The sequence below is a fragment of the Bradyrhizobium sp. LeoB3 genome (assembly GCF_055456055.1).
Window position 1 is genome coordinate 61,506 of sequence record NZ_JBVBEF010000032.1, and the last position, 21,629, is coordinate 83,134.

18 protein-coding genes are annotated in these 21,629 nt (G+C 63.2%); 6 read left to right on the forward strand and 12 right to left on the reverse strand.

Annotation, left to right across the window (positions count from 1 at the left end; all coding sequences use genetic code 11):
* Positions 1–87: 87 nt before the first annotated feature.
* The 3 genes from ACZXDY_RS21290 to ACZXDY_RS21300 all read right to left on the reverse strand — a co-directional run bounded on the left by ACZXDY_RS21290 (position 88) and on the right by ACZXDY_RS21300 (position 2,230).
* Positions 88–411, reverse strand: coding sequence for a cupredoxin domain-containing protein (locus ACZXDY_RS21290; protein ID WP_028167162.1), 324 nt, complete (start codon positions 409–411; stop codon positions 88–90).
* Between the two features lie 15 nt (positions 412–426).
* Positions 427–1,377, reverse strand: coding sequence for a metallophosphoesterase family protein (locus ACZXDY_RS21295; RefSeq protein ID WP_028167161.1), 951 nt, complete (start codon positions 1,375–1,377; stop codon positions 427–429).
* Positions 1,378–1,516: 139 nt separating this feature from the next.
* Positions 1,517–2,230: a class I SAM-dependent methyltransferase gene (locus ACZXDY_RS21300; RefSeq protein ID WP_051397083.1), complete on the reverse strand. Its 714-nt coding sequence runs from the start codon at positions 2,228–2,230 to the stop codon at positions 1,517–1,519.
* A gap of 316 nt (positions 2,231–2,546) precedes the next feature.
* Here ACZXDY_RS21300 and ACZXDY_RS21305 point away from each other — a divergent pair, with 316 nt between their 5' ends.
* A complete protein-coding gene (locus ACZXDY_RS21305) occupies positions 2,547–2,792 on the forward strand; it encodes a hypothetical protein (RefSeq protein WP_464346831.1) in 246 nt (81 codons plus the stop codon).
* A 34-nt stretch (positions 2,793–2,826) separates the two neighbouring features.
* Here the strand turns inward: ACZXDY_RS21305 and ACZXDY_RS21310 are convergent, their stop codons facing one another.
* From ACZXDY_RS21310 to ACZXDY_RS21325, 4 genes are all read right to left on the reverse strand, one after another.
* Entirely contained in the window at positions 2,827–3,735 is a 909-nt protein-coding gene (locus ACZXDY_RS21310) for an alpha/beta fold hydrolase (RefSeq protein ID WP_464346832.1), read from the reverse strand.
* A gap of 5 nt (positions 3,736–3,740) precedes the next feature.
* Positions 3,741–4,082 carry a helix-turn-helix domain-containing protein gene (locus tag ACZXDY_RS21315; protein ID WP_464346833.1) on the reverse strand — a complete coding sequence of 114 codons (342 nt, stop codon included), beginning with the start codon at positions 4,080–4,082 and terminating at the stop codon, positions 3,741–3,743.
* Between the two features lie 2 nt (positions 4,083–4,084).
* A complete protein-coding gene (locus tag ACZXDY_RS21320) occupies positions 4,085–4,441 on the reverse strand; it encodes a type II toxin-antitoxin system RelE/ParE family toxin (protein WP_464346834.1) in 357 nt (118 codons plus the stop codon).
* A gap of 90 nt (positions 4,442–4,531) precedes the next feature.
* A complete protein-coding gene (locus ACZXDY_RS21325; RefSeq protein WP_464346835.1) occupies positions 4,532–6,151 on the reverse strand; it encodes a GMC family oxidoreductase in 1,620 nt (539 codons plus the stop codon).
* 210 nt (positions 6,152–6,361) lie between these two features.
* Between ACZXDY_RS21325 and ACZXDY_RS21330 the strand changes: the two genes are divergently transcribed.
* The gene (locus ACZXDY_RS21330) at positions 6,362–7,534 is read left to right on the forward strand and encodes a M20 aminoacylase family protein (RefSeq protein ID WP_464346836.1); all 1,173 of its coding nucleotides are present in this window, start codon (positions 6,362–6,364) and stop codon (positions 7,532–7,534) included.
* Positions 7,535–7,816: 282 nt separating this feature from the next.
* Here the strand turns inward: ACZXDY_RS21330 and ACZXDY_RS21335 are convergent, their stop codons facing one another.
* Positions 7,817–9,445: an inorganic phosphate transporter gene (locus tag ACZXDY_RS21335; protein ID WP_464346837.1), complete on the reverse strand. Its 1,629-nt coding sequence runs from the start codon at positions 9,443–9,445 to the stop codon at positions 7,817–7,819.
* Between the two features lie 418 nt (positions 9,446–9,863).
* Complete coding sequence (locus ACZXDY_RS21340; RefSeq protein ID WP_464346838.1) at positions 9,864–11,219, reverse strand: UdgX family uracil-DNA binding protein; 1,356 nt, start codon at positions 11,217–11,219, stop codon at positions 9,864–9,866.
* A 285-nt stretch (positions 11,220–11,504) separates the two neighbouring features.
* Here ACZXDY_RS21340 and ACZXDY_RS21345 point away from each other — a divergent pair, with 285 nt between their 5' ends.
* The 4 genes from ACZXDY_RS21345 (at position 11,505) to ACZXDY_RS21360 (ending at position 18,787) form a co-directional block, all read left to right on the forward strand.
* Positions 11,505–12,299 carry an ImuA family protein gene (locus tag ACZXDY_RS21345; protein ID WP_456643005.1) on the forward strand — a complete coding sequence of 265 codons (795 nt, stop codon included), beginning with the start codon at positions 11,505–11,507 and terminating at the stop codon, positions 12,297–12,299.
* 241 nt (positions 12,300–12,540) lie between these two features.
* Positions 12,541–14,043: a Y-family DNA polymerase gene (locus ACZXDY_RS21350; RefSeq protein ID WP_464346839.1), complete on the forward strand. Its 1,503-nt coding sequence runs from the start codon at positions 12,541–12,543 to the stop codon at positions 14,041–14,043.
* On the forward strand, positions 14,040–17,600 hold the full coding sequence (locus tag ACZXDY_RS21355) for an error-prone DNA polymerase (RefSeq protein ID WP_464346840.1): 3,561 nt from the start codon (positions 14,040–14,042) through the stop codon (positions 17,598–17,600). Before ACZXDY_RS21350 ends, ACZXDY_RS21355 begins: the two co-directional genes overlap by 4 nt.
* A 347-nt stretch (positions 17,601–17,947) precedes the next feature.
* On the forward strand, positions 17,948–18,787 hold the full coding sequence (locus ACZXDY_RS21360; protein ID WP_208820061.1) for a universal stress protein: 840 nt from the start codon (positions 17,948–17,950) through the stop codon (positions 18,785–18,787).
* Between the two features lie 213 nt (positions 18,788–19,000).
* Here the strand turns inward: ACZXDY_RS21360 and ACZXDY_RS21365 are convergent, their stop codons facing one another.
* From ACZXDY_RS21365 to ACZXDY_RS21375, 3 genes are read right to left on the reverse strand one after another with little or no spacing between them, the layout of a single operon-like run.
* Complete coding sequence (locus ACZXDY_RS21365) at positions 19,001–19,261, reverse strand: non-oxidative hydroxyarylic acid decarboxylases subunit D (RefSeq protein WP_464346841.1); 261 nt, start codon at positions 19,259–19,261, stop codon at positions 19,001–19,003.
* Complete coding sequence (locus ACZXDY_RS21370) at positions 19,258–20,685, reverse strand: non-oxidative hydroxyarylic acid decarboxylases subunit C (RefSeq protein ID WP_464346842.1); 1,428 nt, start codon at positions 20,683–20,685, stop codon at positions 19,258–19,260. The genes ACZXDY_RS21365 and ACZXDY_RS21370 overlap by 4 nt, the downstream gene beginning before the upstream one ends.
* Positions 20,686–20,712: 27 nt before the next feature.
* Positions 20,713–21,204, reverse strand: a complete 492-nt coding sequence (locus ACZXDY_RS21375; protein ID WP_464346843.1) for a hypothetical protein — start codon at positions 21,202–21,204, stop codon at positions 20,713–20,715.
* Positions 21,205–21,629: the final 425 nt, after the last annotated feature.

Genomic DNA, 21,629 nt, shown 5'->3' on the forward strand with positions numbered 1-21,629 from the left:
TGTGCGGCGAATGTCTTGGCCCGTGTCTTGGCCCGGCCGGTGTCGATCCGCCGGCCGGGCAGGGGTGCGCTGGCAGAGATCGTCAACTTACTCGACCCTGATCATGCCTGTCATGTGCGGGTGCAGGGAACAAAAATATTTGTACTCGCCGGCCTCCGTGAAGGTGAATGAAAAGCTGCCGTCGGTGTCCATGGGCTTCGACCTGAATTTTCCCGCGCATACCACCGTGTGCGGAATGTCGTCGCGATTGGTCCAGGTGACGGTCGTGCCGACCTTCACGTCGAGCTGCGCGGGCTGGAAAACGAAATTGTCGATATGCACTTCCATATCGGCGGCGCGCGCAGCGGTGGCGCGGAGCAGCATGGCCGCGGCGACGGCGATGCCGAAGTCACGGCGATTGATCGTGCTCATGAACCGATTTCCTCTTCAGCCCTGCAGCGGCGTGTCGATGATGGCGAGGCGCTCCTGCCCCTGCTTGAAGTTGACGCTGGCGATGCCGAGCACGCTGCGCAGCTTGGCATCCTCGACCTTCATCGGACCCGGCGAGGGCGCAGTGCCCGGCGCCGGCTGCGGGAAGGCGGTCGAGCGCGCGGTGTGGAAGGTGACGTTGCCTTCGACCTTCTGCATCACCTGGTGGATGTGCCCGTTCAGCACGGTCACCGAGCCGAAACCCTTCACATATTCCAGCGCGCGTGCGCCGTCCTCGGTGCCCCAGCCCCAGGTCGGATAGACGGTCCACAGCGGGATGTGGGCGAACAGCACGATAGGGGTCGATTTCGAGCGGCCCTTCAGATCGTCCTCGAGCCATTCGAGCTGCTCGGCGCCGAGATTGCCCAGGCCTCCGGCCTTGAGGTCGACGACGTTGACGAGGCCGACGAAGTGCACGCCGCCGGCGTCGAACGAATACCAGCCGGCGCCTCTGGTGCCGCGGCCGTAGCGCTCCTTGTAGAGCTTGACCTCCTCGTCGATCAGGTCGTGCTCGCCCGGCACGTAATGCACGTCGAGCTTGGCCTGCGAGATGACGCGCTCGGCATTGTCGAACTCGGCGGCCTTCGACAGATGTGTGATGTCGCCGGTGTGGATCATGAAGGAGGGCTTCGCCGGCATGGCGTTGATCTTGCCGATCGCTTCTTCCAGCGTGCCAAGCGCGTTCGGATTGGCGGCCTTGTCGAAGCCGACATGGCTGTCGCTGATCTGCAGGAAGGTCATGCCGGAAGCCTCGGCGGCTTGCGCCGAGCCGACCATGCCGAGCGAGCGCGGCACGCCGCCCGCCACTGTCCAGAGCACGCCGGTGCCCGCCCAGGTCATGCACTCCAGCACCCTGCGGCGGCTCACGCCGCGCTCTTCGTCCCTGTGGTCGTGATCGAACTCGCTCATCGCAGTTCTCCATGCGCCCGTGATTGGGTCTGCGGAGATGTGATTGGGCGAGGGGAGGGGTTATTCCCGGCAGCGGCGGTCTATTGGCGCGAGGTGATGACGATTTCGTGAGCAGCAGCGCCGTGCAAGGTGTGTCCCGTCAGGCGGCTGCGACCCAGCCTCGGAACGTGAATCCGGCGTAGAACAGGGCGACGTCGGAAAAGCCCGCTTCCTCGAGAAGCGCTTCGTCCTCTTCGACGGACAGAATGGGCAGCCGCTGCGCCATGGAAGCGGCGGAGGCCGACACCTGCGCGGGATCGGCTCCGGTGCCGTTCGCGAACATGACGGACCGCGTCAGCCAGCGTTCGAGCGCGCCGCCCCGCGGCCGGCTGTGATGCGCCACGACGAGCGCCGCGCCCGGCTTGAGCCGTCGCCGCATCTCGCGCAGCGTGCGCAGGCGCTCCCGCTTCGAAAGGAAATGCAGTGTCAACAGGCAGGTCGCGCCATCGAAGGGTCCGGCAGGTGCGTCTTCGATCAAACCTTGCATCAACCGGACCCTCGCGGCGAGCGGCCCCAGCACGTCACGCGCGAGATCGAGCATCGCCGCCGAGGGATCTATCCCCGTGAAGCCCCAGCGCGGCCTTGCCTCGGCGAACGCCTTCAGCTCCAGACCGCCGCCGGCGCCGAGGACGAGGATATCAGCCGCTTCCGGCGCGCGTTCGGCGAGCAGCAGCGCCGCCATGCGCTGAAGGTCGGCGAAGCCGGGCACCTTGCGCGGCGTATCCTCGGCGTAGCGCGCGACTGCAGCGGGATCGCTGAAGTGGCGCACGATCTCGGAAACCGGCGAGACAACTGCTGACGCGTCATTCTTCATGCGCGCTCTCCAGGGTGACGCGTTTCATGGCTCGATCGAAATCCCGGTCTGCGTCATCAGATGACGCGCGAGCGCGTGTTGATCGTCGGTGGCGGCGCAGCGCGCTCGGCTGGGCGACGATATAACGCCTTCTCGCACATTTCGAAACTTCAATTGTTACGTGATGCGTTCGGCGTTTTGATGGTTTGCACACGAGCTGGCGTCGGCGGCCCGTTCAGGCGGCGGCCATCCTGGCGCCCCGTTCCTCCCCCGATGGTGACCGAAACTAAGTCGTGTCGCCGCGCGTTCGTCCCGCGCGCTCGAGGAGAAGCCCGTCATGTCGAGACTAGCAATCGCGTTTGTGGTGGCACTGGCCGCGACCGTGGCCAACGCGCAAGATACCAAGTCTGGACAGTCGCACACCCCGGCCGTCGCCGGCGCGAATGAAACGCGGCCGTTCCTATTTGATGGACGAATGCGAGGTGATGGCCCCCGGCAGGCACTGCTCGCGGACGATCATCACCCCAGCGCTGGCGCCATCATCGTGCCACCGAAAGCAAGCCAGCCTGGCCGCGAACGCTGAGTCCGCGCACCCGCGGCGCTGCAGGGAGCGGGCTTCACTGTTCTGATCGCGCGAATTCCCGCAGCGCCTGCAACAGCATTGGCGGTGCTTCCTGCGCCACGCAATGGCCGGTCCCCTCGAAACTCCACGCGCTGACATCAGGAATGAGCGAGACAGCCCGCGATGCCATCTCCTTGTAGATCGGCCAGGAGTTTTCGGCCGTGGCCACGCGCACGGGGCAGTCGATTTCGGTGAGCCATCCGAAAGGATTGCCTCGCGCGTCTCCGGCGTAGACCTGCTCCATCGCCTCGAAGATCGGGCGCAGGATCGCCGACTCGATTTCGGGCGTGCAGCGGAGCCGTACCCGTCCGTCCTCCACCGGCGCAAAGCCGTGTCTGATATAGGCCCAGAGCGAAGTCTCGGACCAATCCGCAAATGCCGGCGCGGCGCGATAGCGTGTGAACACCGCGTCAAGACTGTCGAACTCGGCCTGACGGCGTAGGACGCCTTGCACGGAGGAGGTCGCCTGTTCGCTCAATACTGTCACGCCATCCCGCGCCGCGCGCGGATCCATGACGGTCGGCTCCATCACGAACAGGCGTGCGAAGCGTCCCGGCAGCAGCTTTGCAGCAAGCAGCAGGTCGGTGGCGCCTGCGCTGTGGCCGATCCCATAGATGTCGTGCAGGCCGAGCTCTTCGACGACGCTGCACACGTCCTGCGCATAATCCTGAAAGTGATAGCAATTCGCCGCAGGCTTGTGGCTGTCGCCGTGGCCGCGGCGATCGAGCGCATACACGGTGTAGTCGGATGCAAGATTGCGCGCGACGTTATCCCAGACATTGGCCACGAAACCAGTGCCGTGCAGCAGAAGCGCGGGCGGCCGACGCGAGCCTTCCTCGGCCCATTGCACCAGCGCAATGCACGTATCTGCAGACCCGATCAAAAAGCGGTGCTGATAGATCATGCATTCTACGCCGCAGGAATAAGCGTGATACGGCCTGCCTCGCCGCGCTTACGGTGCGGCTTCAATCTGATTTCCACGTCTTGGTCGAACGCCGTGAGCATCCGCATCAGCTTTTCCACGGACGCAAGCTTGAGGTGACCCCGCAGGAGTTTCGACAAGTCCGGTTGCTTCATTTCGACCAGCTTGGCGGACTCGGTTTGAGTCAACTCCCGTTCGGCCATCAGCCGCTTGAGCTGAACGACCAGTGCGGCCTTTAACTGATGCTCCTCGGCATTGGGCAGGCCGAGATCAGCGAAAATGTTGCCGGACCCCTTGGTATGGGCGGGCACTTTTTTCTTGGCGCTCATCGCTAGTCTCCCTTGGTTGCCTTGTGGATAGCCTCCGCGTCGCGTAGGCGCTGCCGGATCAAATCCATATGTCGTTGCGGTGTGGCGATCCCACTTGTGGATTTCTTTTGGAACGCATGTAGGACGTACAGGACGCCTTCGAACCGGACCGTGTAGACGGCTCGGTAAGTGTCGCCGTCAAAATTGTCTCGAATCTCTAGTACGCCGCCCAGGCCCTTCAAGGGCTTGGCGTTGCGCGGATGCTCGCCCAGTTGCGCTTCGAAAAGCGATTGACCGATCTCGCTTCGGACGGCTGAAGGAAAGGCCCGCAAGTCCTTCTGGCTCGAGCCCACGAAAATGGCAGGCTTAATCTCGCGCAACGCATCATTCGCTCTTATATAGTAATATACCTATAGGATTTGGTCAATGGCTGCTGCCAAAGGCGAATTCGGCGCACAGAACGAGATGGGTTACCGCGCGTCCTCCAAAATCATCGCAGCGGCCTTCTCCGCGATCATCGCGGTCGGCGTATTGGTATTGCCTGACGTGATCGTCGGCATCACGGAAGCGTCGGCGACGCGAAGGCCCGCAATGCCGTAGAAGCGCAGGCGTTCATCGACCACGGCCATCGGGTCGCTGGCCGTGCCCATCTTCGCGGTGCCGACGGGGTGGAAGATCGTGGTGCCGATATCGCCGGCGGCTTTTGCCAGCGATGCATCGTCATCGCCCACAGAGGGGCCGGGCAGGAATTCCTCCGGCCGATATTGCGCAAGCGCTTTCTGCTTCATCAGGCGCCGCGTGGTGCGGATCGCGTCGGCTGCGACCTGGCGGTCCTCGTCGGTCGAAAGATAATTCGGTGCGATCGACGGTTTCTCGTCAGGCTGGGCCGAGCGGATGCGCACGGTGCCGCGCGACGTCGGCTGCAGGTTGCAGGCGCTCACGGTGATCGCGGGGAAGCGGTGCAGGGGATCGCCGAACTTGTCGAGCGACAACGGCTGCACGTGGAACTGGATGTTGGCGCGCTCGCGGCGCGGATCGGAACGGGTGAAGATGCCGAGCTGGGACGGCGCCATGGTCAGCGGACCGCGGCGGCGCAGCGCGTAGTCAAGGCCCATCAGGCCGCGGCGGAACAGCGAGTAATAGGTCTCGTTCAGCGTACGCACGCCAGTGACCTTGTAGATCGCGCGCTGCTGCAAATGATCCTGCAGGTTGCGCCCGACGCCCTGCCTGTCGAGCACGACATCAACCCCGAGCGGTGCAAGCCAGTCGGCGGGTCCGACGCCGGAGCGCTGCAGCACCTGCACCGATCCGATCGCGCCGGCGGTCAGGATCACTTCGCCCTTGGTCCGGGCCTCAATGGTCTCATTGTCGCGGATGAAGCGCACGCCCACGGCGCGGCCATTCTCGACGATCAGGCGATCGACCAGCACGTTCTTTTCCAGCCGCAGATTCGGCCGGTGCAATGCGGGCTTTAAGAAGCCGCGCGCGGAAGACCAGCGGCGGCCGCGCTTCTGGTTGACGTGGAAATAGCTCACGCCTTCGTTGTCGCCGGTGTTGAAATCCGGAATGCGCTTGATGCCCATTTCTTCCGCGGCGTCGCCGACGGCGTCCAGCACTTTCCAGGACAGCCGCGGCGCCTCGATGCGCCAGCCGCCGCCCGTGCCGTGGTCCTCGCTCGGTCCGAGGAAATGATCCTCGATCGCGCGGAACACCGGCCGCACGTCGTCGTAGCCCCAGCCGGTGAGACCGAGCTGGCGCCAGTGATCGTAATCGGCGGCCTGTCCGCGCATCGAGATCATGGCGTTGATCGCCGAGCAGCCGCCGATCACTTTGCCGCGGGGATAGGCGAGCGCGCGGCCGTTGAGGCCGGGCTCCGCCTCGGTCTTGAACATCCAGTCGGAACGCGGATTGCCGATCGCGAAGAGATAGCCGACCGGGATGTGAAACCAGATCCAGTTGTCGTCGCCGCCGGCTTCCAGCACCAGCACGCGCTTTGCCGGATCGGCCGAAAGCCGGTTCGCCATGATGCAGCCGGCGGTGCCGGCGCCCACGACGATATAGTCGAAATCACCCTCGAGCTTTCCAGGCATTCTCTTGCTTTCCACCCGTCCGCAACCGCGTTGCCCGAAAATGTTCCAGGCATCCACGCATTCTCTGCTGTCCAAATAGTCAGACGTCGGCAGGCGGGACAAGCCCGGCCATGACGATTAGGCATGACCCGGGCGCTGCGCCTGTTGGGTGGACCGCCGCTTGCATGCTAAACATCACACACGTTTGAATCACAGAACTTGAGAAGTGCCATGCCCATCGTCAACCGCGTCGCCGACCTGCAGCCCGCCATCCAGGCCTGGCGGCGGGATATCCATGAACATCCCGAGCTGATGTACGATACCCACCGCACTGCAGCATTCGTCGCCGAGCGGCTGCGGGAATTCGGCTGCGATGAGGTCGCGACGGGGCTCGGCCGCACCGGCGTGGTCGGCGTCATCAAGGGCAAGAAACCAGCCGGCAGTGGCGACATCAGGGTGATCGGGCTGCGCGCCGACATGGATGCGCTGCCGATCGAGGAGGAGACCAATCTGCCCTATGCCTCCAGGACGCCGGGTAAGATGCACGCCTGCGGCCATGACGGGCACACCGCGATGCTGTTAGGGGCCGCCCGCTACCTCGCCGAGACCCGCAATTTCGCCGGCAACGCGGTTGTGATCTTCCAGCCGGCCGAGGAGGGCGGCGCGGGCGCTGCCGCGATGATCAAGGACGGGCTGATGGAGCGGTTCGGCATCGAGCAGGTCTATGGCATGCACAATGGCCCCGGCATCCCCGTCGGCTCGTTCGCCATCCGGACCGGCCCGATCATGGCGGCAACGGACGCGATCGACTTCAGGATCGAAGGCCATGGCGGGCATGCCGCGCGGCCGCACAAATGCATCGACAGCGTGCTGGTCGGCTCGCAATTGATCACGGCGCTGCAGTCGATCGTCTCGCGCACCGTCGATCCCTTGGATTCGGCCGTGATCTCGATCTGCGAATTCCACGCCGGCAATGCCCGGAACGTGATCCCGCAGACCGCGGAGCTGCGTGGCACGGTGCGCACGCTGACGCCGGAGGTGCGGGCGCTGGTCGAGAATCGCGTCCATGAGGTGGTCGCCGGCGTTGCGCAGATGACCGGCGCCAGGATCGACCTCACCTACGAGCGCGGCTATCCCGTCACCGTCAACCATCGCTCGCAGACCGAGTTCGCGACCAAGATCGCCAAGGAAATCGCTGGCGAGAACAACGTCCACGAAATGCCGCCGATGATGGGCGCGGAGGATTTCGCCTACATGCTGGAAGCGCGCCCCGGCGCCTTCATCTTCTGCGGCAATGGCGACAGCGCCGGCCTGCATCACCCCGCCTACAATTTCAACGACGAGGCGATCGTCTACGGCACGTCCTACTGGATCAAGCTGGTGGAGAACACGCTCGTGGCGTGATTTCCGTCGTCTGGCGAAGGCCAGGCCGTAGGGTGGGCAAAGCGAAGCGTGCCCACCTTTCTTGCACCACCCGTGGATGGTGGGCACGCTTCGCTTTGCCCACCCTACGCAACTGTCTCCTTCCGTCATTGCGAGCGCAGCGAAGCAATCCATGCGTCCGCTTGTGGAGAGATGGATTGCTTCGTCGCTTTGCTCCTCGCAATGACGGAGTGTATGTCGCTGTCTTCACGCAAAACAGAAAGGCCCGCATGTGCGAGCCATTCTCACTCTTGACGTCGCTGCTCAGAACACGTTCGCGAACAGCACGTAGAGCGAAGCCGACAGCATGATCGCGGCGGGCAGCGTCAGCACCCAGGCCATCACCATGTTGCGGATGGTCGCGACCTGCAGGCCCGAACCGTTGGCGGCCATGGCGCCGGCGACGCCGGACGACAGCACGTGCGTGGTGGAGACCGGCAGGCCGAACGTATCGGCCGCGAAGATCGTGCCGGCGGCGACGAGCTCGGCGGAGGCGCCCTGCGCGTAGGTCAGGTGGGTCTTGCCGATCTTCTCGCCGACCGTGATCACGATCCGCTTCCAGCCGATCATGGTGCCGAGGCCGAGCGCGATCGCGACGGCGATCTTCACCCAGGTCGGGATGAATTTGGTCGCGCTGTCGAGCGAGGCCTTGTAGGCGTTCAGCGTCGCGATGTCTTCCTTGCTGAGATCGCTTTCTTTGTCCTTCATCAGGAAGCGGATCGCTTCCGAAATCAGGTACATGTCGTTGCGGGTGTTGCCGACGGCTTCGGCGGGCACCCTGGTCAGCGAGCCGTACCTCGCCACCTGTTCGCTGACATCTTTCACCAGCACCGCGAGCGAGGGGAACGTGCCCTCGGTGAGGTGGTGAAGCGAGATGTACTGCGTCACGGCCGGACGGGGATCGCCGATAATGCTGTGACCGGCGCCCTTCGCGGCGATCACCTTGGAGGCGGCTTCCGAGTTCTTCTGGAACTGGGCGACCATGGAGTCCGGCAGCGCGCGGTTCAGCGCATAGGCCGTCGGCACGGTGCCGATCAGGATCAGCATGATCAGGCCCATGCCCTTCTGCCCATCGTTGGAGCCGTGCGCGAAGCTGACGCCGGTGCAGGTCAGAATCAGCAGGCCACGGATCCAGAGCGGCGGCGCCTTGTTGCCTTCGGGCGCGGCATAGAGCGCAGGGTTGCGCACCAGCATCTTGAGCACGAGCAGGAGGATCGCGGCGCAGATGAAGCCGACCAGCGGCGACAGCAAGAGCGCGTAGCCGATCTCGGTGGCCTTGCTCCAGTCGACGCCGGAAGTGCCATCGCGGCCGCGCATCAGCGCGTTGGCAATGCCGACGCCGATGATCGAGCCGATCAGCGTGTGCGAAGACGAGGCTGGCAGGCCGAAATACCAGGTGCCGAGATTCCACAGGATCGCGGCGATCAACAGCGCGAACACCATGGCAAAGCCGGCGCTGGAGCCGACTTGCAGGATCAGCTCGACCGGCAACAGCGAGATGATGCCGAAGGCGACCGCGCCAGACGAGAGCAGCACGCCGAGGAAGTTGAAGAAGCCCGACCACATCACCGCGACTTCGGCCGGCAGCGAATGCGTGTAGATCACGGTCGCGACCGCGTTGGCGGTGTCGTGGAAGCCGTTGACGAATTCAAAGCCGAGCGCAATCAAGAGCGCAACGAACAGCAGGATGTAGGGCAAGAACGTGGTGACGCGGGTGCCGGTGGCATCGACGTCGGAATAGATGCTGTAGGCGACGAACAGCAACCCCGCCGCGAGGATGCCGAAGAAGAGGATCATCGTCAGCGGATTGAAGCCTTTATCGAGATTTGGCCTTGAAGCCGGCTGAATCGGTCTTTCGTCGCGTACTGAAGTATTGAGTGCAAAATCGGTCATTCTGACGCCCCGTCGAAATACGGAAGGAGGCCCTTAGTCTTGACCATTGACTTGAAGGTTAGATGACAGCCGTAGTTTGCTTGAATGAAACGCGTGTCGCAACGGTGCTTGGGTGTTGCATCGATGATCGTCTGTCACGCGCGCTCGCGACATGAATGTTGACCATTCACATGACGAGCCATGCTCGCAGCGAAAGTGTGTGATGGATGTGTGATGGAGAGGAGCGGTCGCGCGCTGCCTGACGCCGGGGCTGTGGCGCCGTGGCAGCGCGTCGACCGCATGGGAACGTCATTGGCGTGAACAAGACGCCCCAAACTCCCCCTGTAATAGGGGAGTATTGTCCATCAATGTAAGGTTGTAAATAGATATCAGTCTTATCAACGGCTTGATATTTGCAGTGCTATGCATGGGGCCATGCTTATGCCGCAGCCCGCGCGCGTTTCCTCAACAGTTCCGCGGCGATCTTCAGATCCTCGACAAAGCGTTGATATTCCCGCGCTTTCGCATCCTCATCGGGCAGCCGCAGCAGATAGGAGGGATGCACCGTCACCAGCGCCTTGACGTCGTCGTCAAGATCGATCAGGCGGCCGCGGTTCTTGTTGATCGGCGTGAGCTTGTTGAACACGCATTGCGCAGCGGTCGCGCCCATCGCCACTACCAGGTCCGGTTTGATCGATGCGAGTTCCCGCTCATACCATTGGCGGCAGGCCTTGATCTCCGGCGTATTCGGCTTCTGGTGCAGGCGGATCTTGCCGCGCGGCACAAATTTGAAATGTTTCACCGCATTGGTGACGTAGACCTTTTTGCGGTCGATACCGGCTTCGTCAAGCGCGCGGTCGAGCATCAGGCCGGCGGGACCGACGAACGGTTTTCCGGCGAGATCTTCCTTGTCGCCCGGCTGCTCGCCGACCAGCATCACCTGCGCGCTTTGCGGGCCTTCGCCGAACACGGTCTGGGTCGCATGCTCATAGAGATGGCAGGCGCGGCAATCGGCGGCTTCCTTCCGCAGCGCACTCAGTCGGTCGGCGTGGCGGATCATGGCGGGTTCCGGTGGCGTGGCGATTTCGCTTGTGGGCTTAATCGTCGAAGCCTCCGGCAGGTTCCTCGATTGCTTCGCTGCCAGCCGGGCCGGGTTGAAGATCGTAGCGTAATGACGCTGCCAGATTTCCTCCAGCCGATTGCCTGCAGGCATCCCGGCCTCGCCGATACCAGGGGTGATCGACACCGCATGTCCATCCCAATGCGCGCAGACATCTGGTGTGAGGATCGACCAGGGCATGTCGGCGAAGCGGCTCGCGAAGAATGGCGCCGCCAGTTCCACGACATGATGCTGCGGCTCGAACCAGGCGACGAAATGCGATTTGTGCTCGCGCCCGATCTCGCGGAAGCGGATCGATGTCCGCATCCGCTGTGCCTCGTGATGCACGGCCTTCGCCATCGCATGGATGCGCGCGACATCAGGGTCGTCGGCGACGTCGAGCAGGTCATGGTCGCGGCGCAGGCGCCACAACAGGCGATAGAGCAGGGCAAAGCGCTCGGCATCGCGATGCAGGATCGCGGTTTTCGCCAGCTCGACGAATTTGGCCGGCACGCTGAACGTGCCATGCGGCGGCTCGAGCGGCGCTTCGCGGTCCGGCGCATCGAACGGTTCGACTTCGTTGTTGCGCACCGTCCACGTCACATCGTCAGGCGGCACCTCGTTCAGCACCAGCGTCCGTGCTGCCTTTCGCCAGCCGTCGAAATCAGTCTCGCTGCCCAGGATGATGTGGTGCATGGCACTTACTCTCCCTCCTGTCTCTCCTCTCGTCATGCCCGGGCTTGACCCGGGCATCCACGCCTTCCTCACCAAGGAAAGAACGTGGGTGGCCGGGACAAGCCCGGCCATGACGGCTCTCATGAATCCAGTTGATTTCATTCATGAATTTATCCCGTTACCAATCCGATTGACTCCTCCCGCGCAGTTGGCTTTATATTAGAACATACCATGAACAATTGGGCCAGCTTCTAGTTTCTCCCGGAAGCCAGCAGCGGCCCCGATATCTTCCTTAAGGAGCGGCGCATGACGAGCGCACGCCTGAGCACGCTTGCGTCCCTGCGTGGGCGCATCGAGCGCATTGAGACATCCAATGAAGCGCATCCGCTGCCGCGGATCGCGCTCGGTCATGCCGGCGCTGATGCGATGCTCAAGGGCGGCCTCGCGAAAGCCGCGGTGCACGAGGTGTTTGCCGAGGGGCACCAGGGCGCTTCCGCCACCGGTTTCATCGCAGGTCTTGCCGGCCGTCTTGCCGCGCGAAAGCCGCTGGTCTGGGTGCGGCAAGATTTTTCCGAAACCGAATCCGGCGCGCTGTCGATGAACGGTCTGTCCGAGCTTGGCCTCGATCCGCGTCTCCTCGTCACCGTGCGCGCCGCCGACATCGACAATGCCTTGCGCACCACGGCCGATGCGCTCGCCTGCGACGCGTTAGGCGCCGTCATCATGGAAGTCTGGGGCGAGTCCAAGCAGCTCGATCTGGTCGCGAGCCGCAAGCTGACGCTATCAGCGCAATCATCAGGCGTCCCCGCGCTGCTGCTGCGCCTGGCGGCAACGCCGCTTCCGTCCACCGCGGAAACCAGATGGATCGTGCGCGCGGCGCATTCGCCGCCGGGCGCCAGTTGGAGCGCGTGGGGCGCGCCTCTGTTCGATGCGCAGCTCGTTCGCAACCGTCATGGCCCGGTCGGGCGATGGATCATGGAATGGAAATGTGATGAGTGCCTTTTCAGTGAACCGTCGGCGTATCCTCAGCCTGTGGCTGCCGCGCCTGCCCATCGATCGGATCAAGCGGCAACTGGCGCGAAGCAGCGCCTCGCCAGCTGATCGCCACACGGACGCCGCACCCCCTCTCCCGCAAGCGGGGGAGGGCTGGGGTGGGGGTGCCTCCGCGAGTCACGCGGTCTCCTTGATCGAACCGGCATCGCCGCGAGTTCCCACCTCTCCCCAACGGGGAGAGGTCGACTTGCACATGGCTATGTGCAAGTCGGGTGAGGGGGCTCAGGTCCCGCGAGAGACCGCACCCCTCACCCGGATCGCATCTAACGATGCGATCCGACCTCTCCCCATGGGAGAGGTGAAGAAAGAAATCCCCAGCGTTGTCGTCATCAAGGAGCACAACGCGCTCGTCATCCACTCTCTCGACGACATCGCCGCGCGAAGCGGGCTGTCGACTGGCCTGCCACTCGCCAATGCCCGCGCGATCTGCCCGGAACTGACGGTCTATGATGCCGACGAGGTCGCGGATGCCAAAACGCTCAATGACATCGCCGACTGGTGCGACCGCTTCACACCTCTGGTGGCGCTCGATCCGCCCTACGGTCTCTTCCTCGATATCACCGGCTGCGCCCATCTGTTCGGCGGCGAACACGCGATGCTGCAGATCATCTGCGGCGCTCTCAGTCGGCGCGGCTTTGCCGTCAGCGGCGCGATCGCAGCCACCTCGGTTTGCGCCCGTACGCTGACGCGGCATTCGTCAGGCAGGATCATCGAGGATGGTGCGGAGGTCGAAGCTGTCAGCCCTCTGCCGATCTCGGCATTGGGCGCCGATGAGACGATCACCAAAGGCCTGCGCCGCGCCGGCTTGAAGACGATCGGCGATGTTGCTGCCCGCGCGCGCCATGAAATCGCGGCGCGTTTCGGTGCTGCCTTCACCACGCGGCTCGCGCATGCGCTGGGGCAGGGCGATGCGCCGATCAGCCCGCGCAAGCCATTGCCTGACTACATCGTCGAAAAGCGGTTTCCCGAGCCGGTCACGACCGAACCCATGATCGCGCTGACGCTGCAGAACCTCGCCAAGATGCTGGTCCAGGCGATGGACAAGCAGGGCAAGGGCGCGCGGAAGCTGGAAGCAGGCTTCTTCCGCACCGACGGTGCGGTGCGCACGCTCGCCGTCGAGACCGGGCGTGCGGTGACGAAGCCCGAGGTGATCGACCGCCTGTTCCGCGAACGGTTAGAGGCACTCAACGATCCCCTCGATCCCGGCTTCGGCTTCGACCTGATCCGCCTGTCGGCTGGTCGTACCGAGATCGTGGTGCAGCAGCAGCGCGATCTCGATGCCCATGTCCATGACAATGACGAGCTTGCCGCGCTGATCGACCGCATCGCCGCCCGCATCGGCGGCAAGCGCGTGGTCGTGTACCTGCCGGAGGACACCCATATCCCCGAGCGCGCGGCGCTTGCCGCCCCTGCGCAGCATCATCTGGCCGCGGCCTCGCAAGCCGCCTGGCCCGCGCGCGCCGAGGGCGAACCGCCATTGCGTCCGCTGCGCCTGTTCGAAAGGCCGGAGCCGATCAAGGTGCCGTTCGCCACCGTGCCGGACGGACCGCCGCATCGCTTCACCTGGCGGCGCGCCACGCATCAGGTGGTGCGGGTCGAGGGTCCCGAGCGCATCGCCATGGAATGGTGGCAACGGGACGGAAAAGTGCTGACGCGCGACTATTTCCGCGTCGAGGACGAGCAGGGCCTGCGCTTCTGGATCTTTCGCGACGGCCTTTACGACAGCGAACTGATCGACGAAGACGGCAAGCCCATTCCCGCCAACTGGTTCGTGCATGGGCTTTTCGCATGATGGAACCGGCGCCCGACTATGCCGAGATCGGCATCGCAAGCAATTTCTCCTTCCTGCGCGGCGGATCGGATCCGCGCGCCTATGTGCATCAGGCGAGCATTCTCCGCATTCCCGTGATCGGGCTTGCCGACCACAACACGCTCGCCGGTGTGGTGCGCGCCTACAAGGAGCTCGAAAATTCGAAAGTGACACATCCGCCAAAGCTCCTGATCGGTTCGCGCATCGTCTTCATGGACGGCACGCCTGACATCCTGGTCTATCCGCGCGACCGCGCGGCTTACGGCCGGCTGTGTCAGCTCCTCACCCGCGGCAAGCGCGGCGATGACATCAAGAGGATCGAAAAGGGTGAGTGCCATCTGAAGCTGAGCGATCTCCTGGAATTCGCCGAAGACCAGCTCCTGGTGCTGTCCTTGCCGCATCGTTTCGAGACGACAGAGTCGCTCGATCTGCTCGAACGCCTGAAAGCAAGCCGTGCCGATGGCGTATGGCTCGCCGCAAGCCTTCTCTATCGTGGCGACGACAAGCGGCGCCTGGCACGATTGCATCACCTTGCGACGACAGCAGACGTGCCGCTGCTCGCAACCAACGAAGTGCTCTATCACCATCCCGCGCGCCGCCCGCTGCAGGATGTGCTCACCTGTATCAGGGAGAAGACGACGATCGATGCGATCGGCAAAAGACTGGAAGCCAATGCCGAGCGGCATCTGAAACCTGCGCAGGAGATGGCGCGGCTGTTCCGCGATTTTCCCGACGCGATCGTCGAGACCATGCGCTTTGCCGACCGCATCACCTTCTCGCTCGACCAGCTCAAATACCAATATCCCGATGAGCCGGTGCCGCCGGGCAAGACCGCGCAGCAGCATCTCGAAGACCTGACCTGGGCCGGTGTCATCAATTATTTCGGCGGCAAGATCGACGACACGCTTCGCGCCACCTTGCACAAGGAGCTCGCGCTGATCGCCGAGCTGAAATACGCGCATTATTTCCTGACCGTGCACGACATTGTCCGTTACGCGCGCAGCCAGGGCATTCTGTGCCAGGGGCGGGGATCGGCGGCAAACTCGGCCGTGTGCTACGTGCTCGGCATCACCTCGGTCGATCCGACCAAGGTCGATCTCCTGTTCGAGCGCTTCATCTCGAAAGAGCGGCTGGAGCCGCCCGACATCGACGTCGATTTCGAGCATTCGCGGCGCGAGGAGGTGATGCAATATGTCTATCGCCGCTATGGCCGTCACCGCGCCGCCATCATCGCAACCGTCATCCATTATCGTCCGCGCAGCGCGATCCGCGACGTCGGCAAGGCGCTGGGGCTGACCGAGGACGTCACCGCCGCGCTCGCCGATACTGTGTGGGGAAGCTGGGGCAAGGGCCTCAACGACATGCAGGTGCGGCAGGCGGGGCTCGACCCCAGGAACGAGATGATCGGACTCGCCGTCGATCTTGCCACCGAGCTGATCGAATTCCCGCGCCATCTCTCGCAGCATGTCGGCGGCTACGTGCTGACGCAGGATAGGCTCGACACCTACGTGCCGATCGGCAATGCCGCGATGGAAGACCGCACCTTCATCGAATGGGACAAGGACGACGTCGACGCGCTCAACATGATGAAGGTCGACGTGCTGGCGCTGGGCATGCTGACCTGCATCCGCAAGAGCTTTGACCTGATCGCCGATCACAAGGGCGAGCGATACGAGCTTGCGACGGTCCCGCAGGAAGACGAAAAAGTCTATGACATGCTGTGCCGCGGTGAATCGCTCGGCGTGTTCCAGGTCGAAAGCCGCGCGCAGATGAACATGCTGCCGCGCTTGAAACCGCGGGAATTCTATGACCTCGTCATCGAGGTCGCGATCGTGCGCCCGGGGCCGATCCAGGGCGACATGGTGCATCCTTATTTGCGCCGGCGAAACAAGCAGGAGAAGGTGAGCTATCCATCACCGTCACCGGAGCATGGTCCTGCAGACGAATTGTACAGGGTGCTGCACAAGACCCTCGGCGTGCCGCTGTTCCAGGAGCAGGCGATGCGGATCGCCATCGAAGCCGCAAAATTCACCTCCGAAGAGGCCAATGGCCTGCGCCGCTCGATGGCGACCTTCCGCAATCTCGGCACCATCGGCAAGTACGAGGACAAGCTGATCGGCAACATGGTCGCACGCGGCTACGATGGCGAATTCGCCAGAAGCTGCTTCGACCAGATCAAGGGCTTTGGCTCCTACGGCTTCCCGGAAAGCCATGCCGCCAGCTTCGCACAGCTCGTCTACATCTCCTCCTGGCTCAAGCATCATCATCCCGACGCCTTCTGCTGTGCGCTGCTCAACTCGCAGCCGATGGGCTTTTACGCTCCCGCGCAGATCGTCGGCGACGCCCGCAAGAACGGCGTCGAAGTCCGCGAGATCGATGTATCCTTCAGCTTCGCACAGAACACGCTGGAGGAGGGCAGCGGTAAACACTGTGCCGTGAGGCTAGGCTTCCGCCAGATCGACGGCTTCAACTGGAAAGACCCGGATGAGGAGAAGCTGAAGCAAATCCAGGCGTCATTCCATGGTGAACCTGCGATGTTGCCGCACGCTCCCACCTCTCCCCAGCGGGGAGAAGTCGACTTGCACATGACCATGTGCAAGTCGGGTGAGGCGGCTCAGGTCCCACGAGAGACCGCGCCCCTCACCCGCGCTGGAGCCTGTCATCGGGCGCGCCTTCGGCGCGACCCGTTGGGCGCGACCTCTCCCTATGGGAGAGGTGAAGAAATCGACTGGGCCGACCGCATTGTCGCTGCGCGGCAGCGGCGTCCCTTCACCTCGCTGGAGGATTTCGCCCGCGACACCGGCCTGCCCAAGCGCGCGCTGATCCTGCTGGCCGACGCCGATGCCTTCCGCTCGATCGGGCTCGATCGCCGCGCAGCGCTCTGGACAGTGCGGCGGCTGCCCGACGATGTCCCATTGCCTCTGTTCGAAGCCGCTGTTGCCCGCGAGCAGCCGGACGAGAACGCAAAACCCTTGCCGCAGATGCCGCGGCAGGAGCAGGTGGTCGCCGACTACCAGACCATCCGCCTGTCGCTGAAAGGCCACCCGATGGAGTTCCTGCGCGCGATGTTTGCAAAAGAGCGCGTCGTGCCCTGCCAGGAGATCTGCCATCGGAACGATAGGCGCCGCGTCCGCTGCGCCGGCGTGGTACTGGTGCGGCAGCGCCCGGGCAGCGCCAATGGCGTGGTGTTCATGACGCTCGAGGACGAAACCGGCATCGCCAATATCGTGGTGTGGCCGAAGGTGATGGAGCAATACCGGAAAGAAGTGATGGGCGCGCGGCTGATCCTGGTCGAAGGCTATATCCAAAGCAGCCCGGAGCAGGTGACGCACCTGGTTGCGCAGCGCATGATCGATCGCTCCTATGACCTCATCAATCTCTCCAACGACGCCTTCAGCGCCAAGCCTGCCGTGCCGGCCGGCCCGGCTTTGGTCGAACCCCTCAACGACGACCGCCGCGACCACGGCGAAAACTCCCCGCAAAGAATCCGCCACCCCCGCAACGTCCGCATTCTGCCGCCCTCACGCGATTTCCATTGAATCCCGCCGCCGTCGTCGCTGTCGCCACAACCACCATCGTCATTCCGGGGCGCCCGAAGGGCGAACCCGGAATCCATCAGGCGGCATACTCCGCGGTGAAATGGATTCTCTGATGTGCAATTGCACATCATAGCTCGATGCTAACGCATCGCCCCGGAATGACAGTTCATCCTGAAGAGCCGCAAAGCGGCGTCTCGAGGGATGAGCGACAAACCCTCACCCTCAGAGAATCCATTTCGCAATGCACTCGGCGTTGGCGATCCCGTCCCGAAGGTCTACCATATCGAAAGTCAGTGCCGTTTTGGCTGCCTGGACTATCGTTCATCTGCAACGGGCGGGAGCTGACAATGAAGACGATTTTGGTACCGACCCAAAATACCCCGGCCATGACATCCACACTCGAAACGGCGGTGCTGCTCGCGCGGCGCACCGGCGCCTATATCGAGGGGGTTCCACTGTGGTTTGGCACGCCTGAGTTTGTCGTGGCGGGGCTGGCCAGCAGCTATTCCATGGAAACCTATCGGGTGCGGCGCGAAGCGGAGGCGGCGGGCGAGCGCGAGCTGTTCGAGACTTTCATGCAGCAGCACGGTGTTGCTGCTGCGAAAATGACCGCGGACCGACCTTGGTATAGCTGGTTCGCCGAGGTGCCGCCGGGCGAGGGCCTCGTCGGCAGCCATGGCCGCGTGTTCGATGTGATTGTGATGAGCAGGCCGGGTGCTGCTACGGACCCTCTCTATCGGCGGGCGGTCGAGTCGGGATTGTTCGAAAGCGGTCGGCCTGTTGTGCTGTCGCCGCCGACTGCTCCGAAACAGATCGCGACCAACATCATGATCCACTGGAATGGCAGCACCGAGCAGGCCCGCGCCAACGCGTTGGCGATGCCGCTATTGCACCTGGCCGGACGCGTGACGGTGTTGACTGTCATCGGCGGACAGGATGTGCCGGGTCCATCGGCCGATCAGGTGCGCAAGCAATTGCGGTACAATGGCATTGCCGCCGAGCCCATGAGCATCGAGCTGAACGGTCGCAGCACCGGCGAAGCGGTGCTCGCCGCGGCCAAGGCCGACGGCTGCGATCTATTGATCAAGGGAGCCTTCACGAGGACCAGGCTGCGGCAAATGATTTTCGGCGGCGCCACCAGCCACATCATGGAACACGCAGACTTGCCGTTATTGATGGCGCATTGAAAATCGTGCCCACCGGACTGCCCTAGGTGTCTTCCGGGCATCGCGAAGCGGCGTCACGAGGGATGGCCGAGAAACTCTCACTGTCCGTCATTCCGGGGCGCGCGCAGCGCGAGCCCGGAATCCATTGGGCCGCAGGCGCAAGTGGAGAAATAGATTCCGGGCTCGATGCTTCGCATCGCCCCGGAATGACAATGGCCAATGTCCTGCACGGACTCACGAGGATGACCCGCGCGGTGGAATCGGTGGAACCACCTGCAGATTGGCAAGATCCTCGGGGCGCAGCCGAAAGGCGACGGGATATTTGTCCGGGTTCACGTTCTCCTCCGGCTCGGTCGATCTCCAGACATAGAGGCATGTCGGACAACCGAACACGGTCCAGACCCCGGCAACGGGAGATTTGCTGCGCACCTCGATCTTGCCTGATCGACATCGCGGACATGCGGCCGGAACAGTGTCGGCGGTTGTCGCCGTCATGTCCGCATCTCCTTCGCCAGAGCCATGAGCTTGGTCCGCCACTGATCGGTGTGCTGCGGCTTGTCGAGTTCCTCGCCATAGTCGCCGCGAATGTCAGGCGCGATCGGCGTGGTGGCGTCGATGATCATCTTGGTCACCACGCCGGCCGGACTGCAGGCCGGATCCAGAAGATTCTCCGCGAGATTCGGGATGGTCACGATGTCGCCCGCGGGGTTTACCTTCACCGAGATCGCCCACATCACCTGCTTAAGATCGAACGGGTCGACTTGCTCGTCAACAACGATCACGACTTTTGCGTATCCGAGACCATGGGTCGTGGTCAGCACGCGCAAGCCCACATATTTGGCGAAGCCGCCATAGCGGATTTTTGTCGAGACGACGACCACCAGACCGTGGGTATAGAGTGCATTGACGGCAACGACTTCGGGAAACGTCGTCTTGAGTTGAAGGAAGATCGGCGCGCTCGTCGTCATGGCTTGCAGGAAGTCGAGCTCGGTCCAGGGCCGCCCCACATAGACCGCGTCGTAGACCGGATCCTTGCGGTGCGACACGCGATCGATCTCGATCACCGGATATTTATGGCATCCCGAATAATAGCCGGGGAATTCACCAAACGGCCCCTCGGTCTCGCGCTGTCCGCAAAGCAGGCGACCCTCCAGCACATATTCGGATCCCCAGGGGACATCCAGGCCCTTTGCAGTCTTGACGACACGGTATGGCGCGCCCTGCATCACGGCCGCCATCTTGTATTCGAGCTGATCGTAAAGCAGCGGCGTCGCGCCCATCAGCGTGATGATAGGCTCGTTTCCCAGCGCGATCGCGACCGGCAAGTCTTGGCCGCGGGCTTCCGCATGAGCCATATGGATCGCGATATCGTGCTGCGGCACAGTCTGGATTCCAAGGCGATTCCACCCTTTGACCTGCAGGCGGTAGATGCCGACGTTCTCGACATCGTCATTGTTCCAGTCGTCCAGGTCCCGGCTGATGGTGCAGGCTTTGTCGATGAAGTAGCCGCCATCGCCGCGGTTGAGACGAAACAGCGGCAGCAGTTCGTAGAGGTTCACGTCCTTGTCGACGACAACCTCCTGCCAGGGCGCGGTCTCAACGCGCTCCAATGTGCCAGGATATTGCTGGAAGCGCCGGACGAACTCAAAAAATTGATCGCGCATGCTGGCGTCTTTTTCCATGCCAAGCGCGAGAGCATGGTTGCTCCATGATCCATGTATGTTCATGGCGACCCGAGCGCTGGTGTAGCCGGCGATGTTGTCGAAATAGATCGCGGGGCTGTCCTCGCCGATCTCTGTAAGGGCGCAGGCCGCGGCCGCAATGTCCGGTTCAGGAAGAACCTGATCATGGATGCGCAGCAATTGCCGCTCTTGCTCGAGGGCGGACAGGAATTCGCGAAGGTCCTTGTAGGCACGCATTTCTGCCCCCGATTGCTCGGATTGGTTTCAGGCGGCGCGTAACGCGGCAATCTGCCGTTGCCAACGCGAGAGTACGGCTTGAGGATCGTGCAGTGCAAAGGTGACTCCGCCTGTTACATCCGCGTATGGCGCGACATGCTGGCGTACCGACTCGACCTCCGCCTCGAACAACGCCAGCGGCACATCGGAAGAAGAGTGGGCGAGGCGGCGACAGCGGAGCTTCATCTCGCAAATGCCGCCATCGAGTGAAAGCGCGATCGTGAGCCGTCCTTCACGTTCAAGATTGGACGTCATGGTCGATTGCGGAAAAACCGCAAAGCGGACGCGGCCGGAAGGCATGATCACCATATCGCCTGCACTGAGCAGGGCGGCGTGAGGCCATCCGTCCGAACCAACCGTCGAGAGACGCAGCGCCTGGGTTTTGGTCGCCAGGTCGGTGCCATCGAGATAACGGACCACCCCGTCCGGGATCTTGCTGCTGGTTGCGGGCGCCGCGTAGAAGTGCTCGGCTTCCTTCATTTCACATCTCCCTCGGAGGTGATCCGCATTCTCGCGGAAATCGAAGGCGGCAGTTCATTGAAGTGAGGCAGGATCGGTGCGCCGCGGTCATCGCGGTCTCGCGGAAGAGACAAGCGTGACTAGCCCTGCAAAAGAAGTACTACCAAAGGCTGTTCCCTGCAACGGCGGCCCCGCCCTCATCCCGAGGAGCCGCGTTAGCGGCGTCTCGAGGGAGGGGCTCCAGGCGAGAGCGGGGCCTCATGGTTCGAGACGCGCTGCGCGCTCCTCACCATGAGGGTCCAAAGTCGCGTGCACGGCGAAGCAAATTATGCAAGCGATTCCAACCTGATTTGCCTCGTCCAGCCCAGCCGCGAAAAACATTCCGCTTTCGCCGTCGGGCAAATCAGTGATTTAACTCCGCGCGTCTCACGGCGGATGAGGGGCGG

What these genes read in the sequence shown, in the direction of transcription:
- ACZXDY_RS21330 (WP_464346836.1), top strand. Translation starts at nt 6,362, where the DNA reads ATGCCCATCGTCAACCGCGTCGCCGACCTGCAGCCCGCCATCCAGGCC.
- ACZXDY_RS21345 (WP_456643005.1), top strand. Translation starts at nt 11,505, where the DNA reads ATGACGAGCGCACGCCTGAGCACGCTTGCGTCCCTGCGTGGGCGCATC.
- ACZXDY_RS21350 (WP_464346839.1), top strand. Translation starts at nt 12,541, where the DNA reads ATGGGAGAGGTGAAGAAAGAAATCCCCAGCGTTGTCGTCATCAAGGAG.
- ACZXDY_RS21365 (WP_464346841.1), bottom strand. Translation starts at nt 19,261, where the DNA reads ATGACGGCGACAACCGCCGACACTGTTCCGGCCGCATGTCCGCGATGT.
- ACZXDY_RS21375 (WP_464346843.1), bottom strand. Translation starts at nt 21,204, where the DNA reads ATGAAGGAAGCCGAGCACTTCTACGCGGCGCCCGCAACCAGCAGCAAG.
- ACZXDY_RS21360 (WP_208820061.1), top strand. Translation starts at nt 17,948, where the DNA reads ATGAAGACGATTTTGGTACCGACCCAAAATACCCCGGCCATGACATCC.
- ACZXDY_RS21290 (WP_028167162.1), bottom strand. Translation starts at nt 411, where the DNA reads ATGAGCACGATCAATCGCCGTGACTTCGGCATCGCCGTCGCCGCGGCC.
- ACZXDY_RS21370 (WP_464346842.1), bottom strand. Translation starts at nt 20,685, where the DNA reads ATGCGTGCCTACAAGGACCTTCGCGAATTCCTGTCCGCCCTCGAGCAA.
- ACZXDY_RS21325 (WP_464346835.1), bottom strand. Translation starts at nt 6,151, where the DNA reads ATGCCTGGAAAGCTCGAGGGTGATTTCGACTATATCGTCGTGGGCGCC.
- ACZXDY_RS21300 (WP_051397083.1), bottom strand. Translation starts at nt 2,230, where the DNA reads ATGAAGAATGACGCGTCAGCAGTTGTCTCGCCGGTTTCCGAGATCGTG.
- ACZXDY_RS21340 (WP_464346838.1), bottom strand. Translation starts at nt 11,219, where the DNA reads ATGCACCACATCATCCTGGGCAGCGAGACTGATTTCGACGGCTGGCGA.
- ACZXDY_RS21310 (WP_464346832.1), bottom strand. Translation starts at nt 3,735, where the DNA reads ATGATCTATCAGCACCGCTTTTTGATCGGGTCTGCAGATACGTGCATT.
- ACZXDY_RS21335 (WP_464346837.1), bottom strand. Translation starts at nt 9,445, where the DNA reads ATGACCGATTTTGCACTCAATACTTCAGTACGCGACGAAAGACCGATT.
- ACZXDY_RS21315 (WP_464346833.1), bottom strand. Translation starts at nt 4,082, where the DNA reads ATGAGCGCCAAGAAAAAAGTGCCCGCCCATACCAAGGGGTCCGGCAAC.
- ACZXDY_RS21355 (WP_464346840.1), top strand. Translation starts at nt 14,040, where the DNA reads ATGATGGAACCGGCGCCCGACTATGCCGAGATCGGCATCGCAAGCAAT.
- ACZXDY_RS21305 (WP_464346831.1), top strand. Translation starts at nt 2,547, where the DNA reads ATGTCGAGACTAGCAATCGCGTTTGTGGTGGCACTGGCCGCGACCGTG.
- ACZXDY_RS21295 (WP_028167161.1), bottom strand. Translation starts at nt 1,377, where the DNA reads ATGAGCGAGTTCGATCACGACCACAGGGACGAAGAGCGCGGCGTGAGC.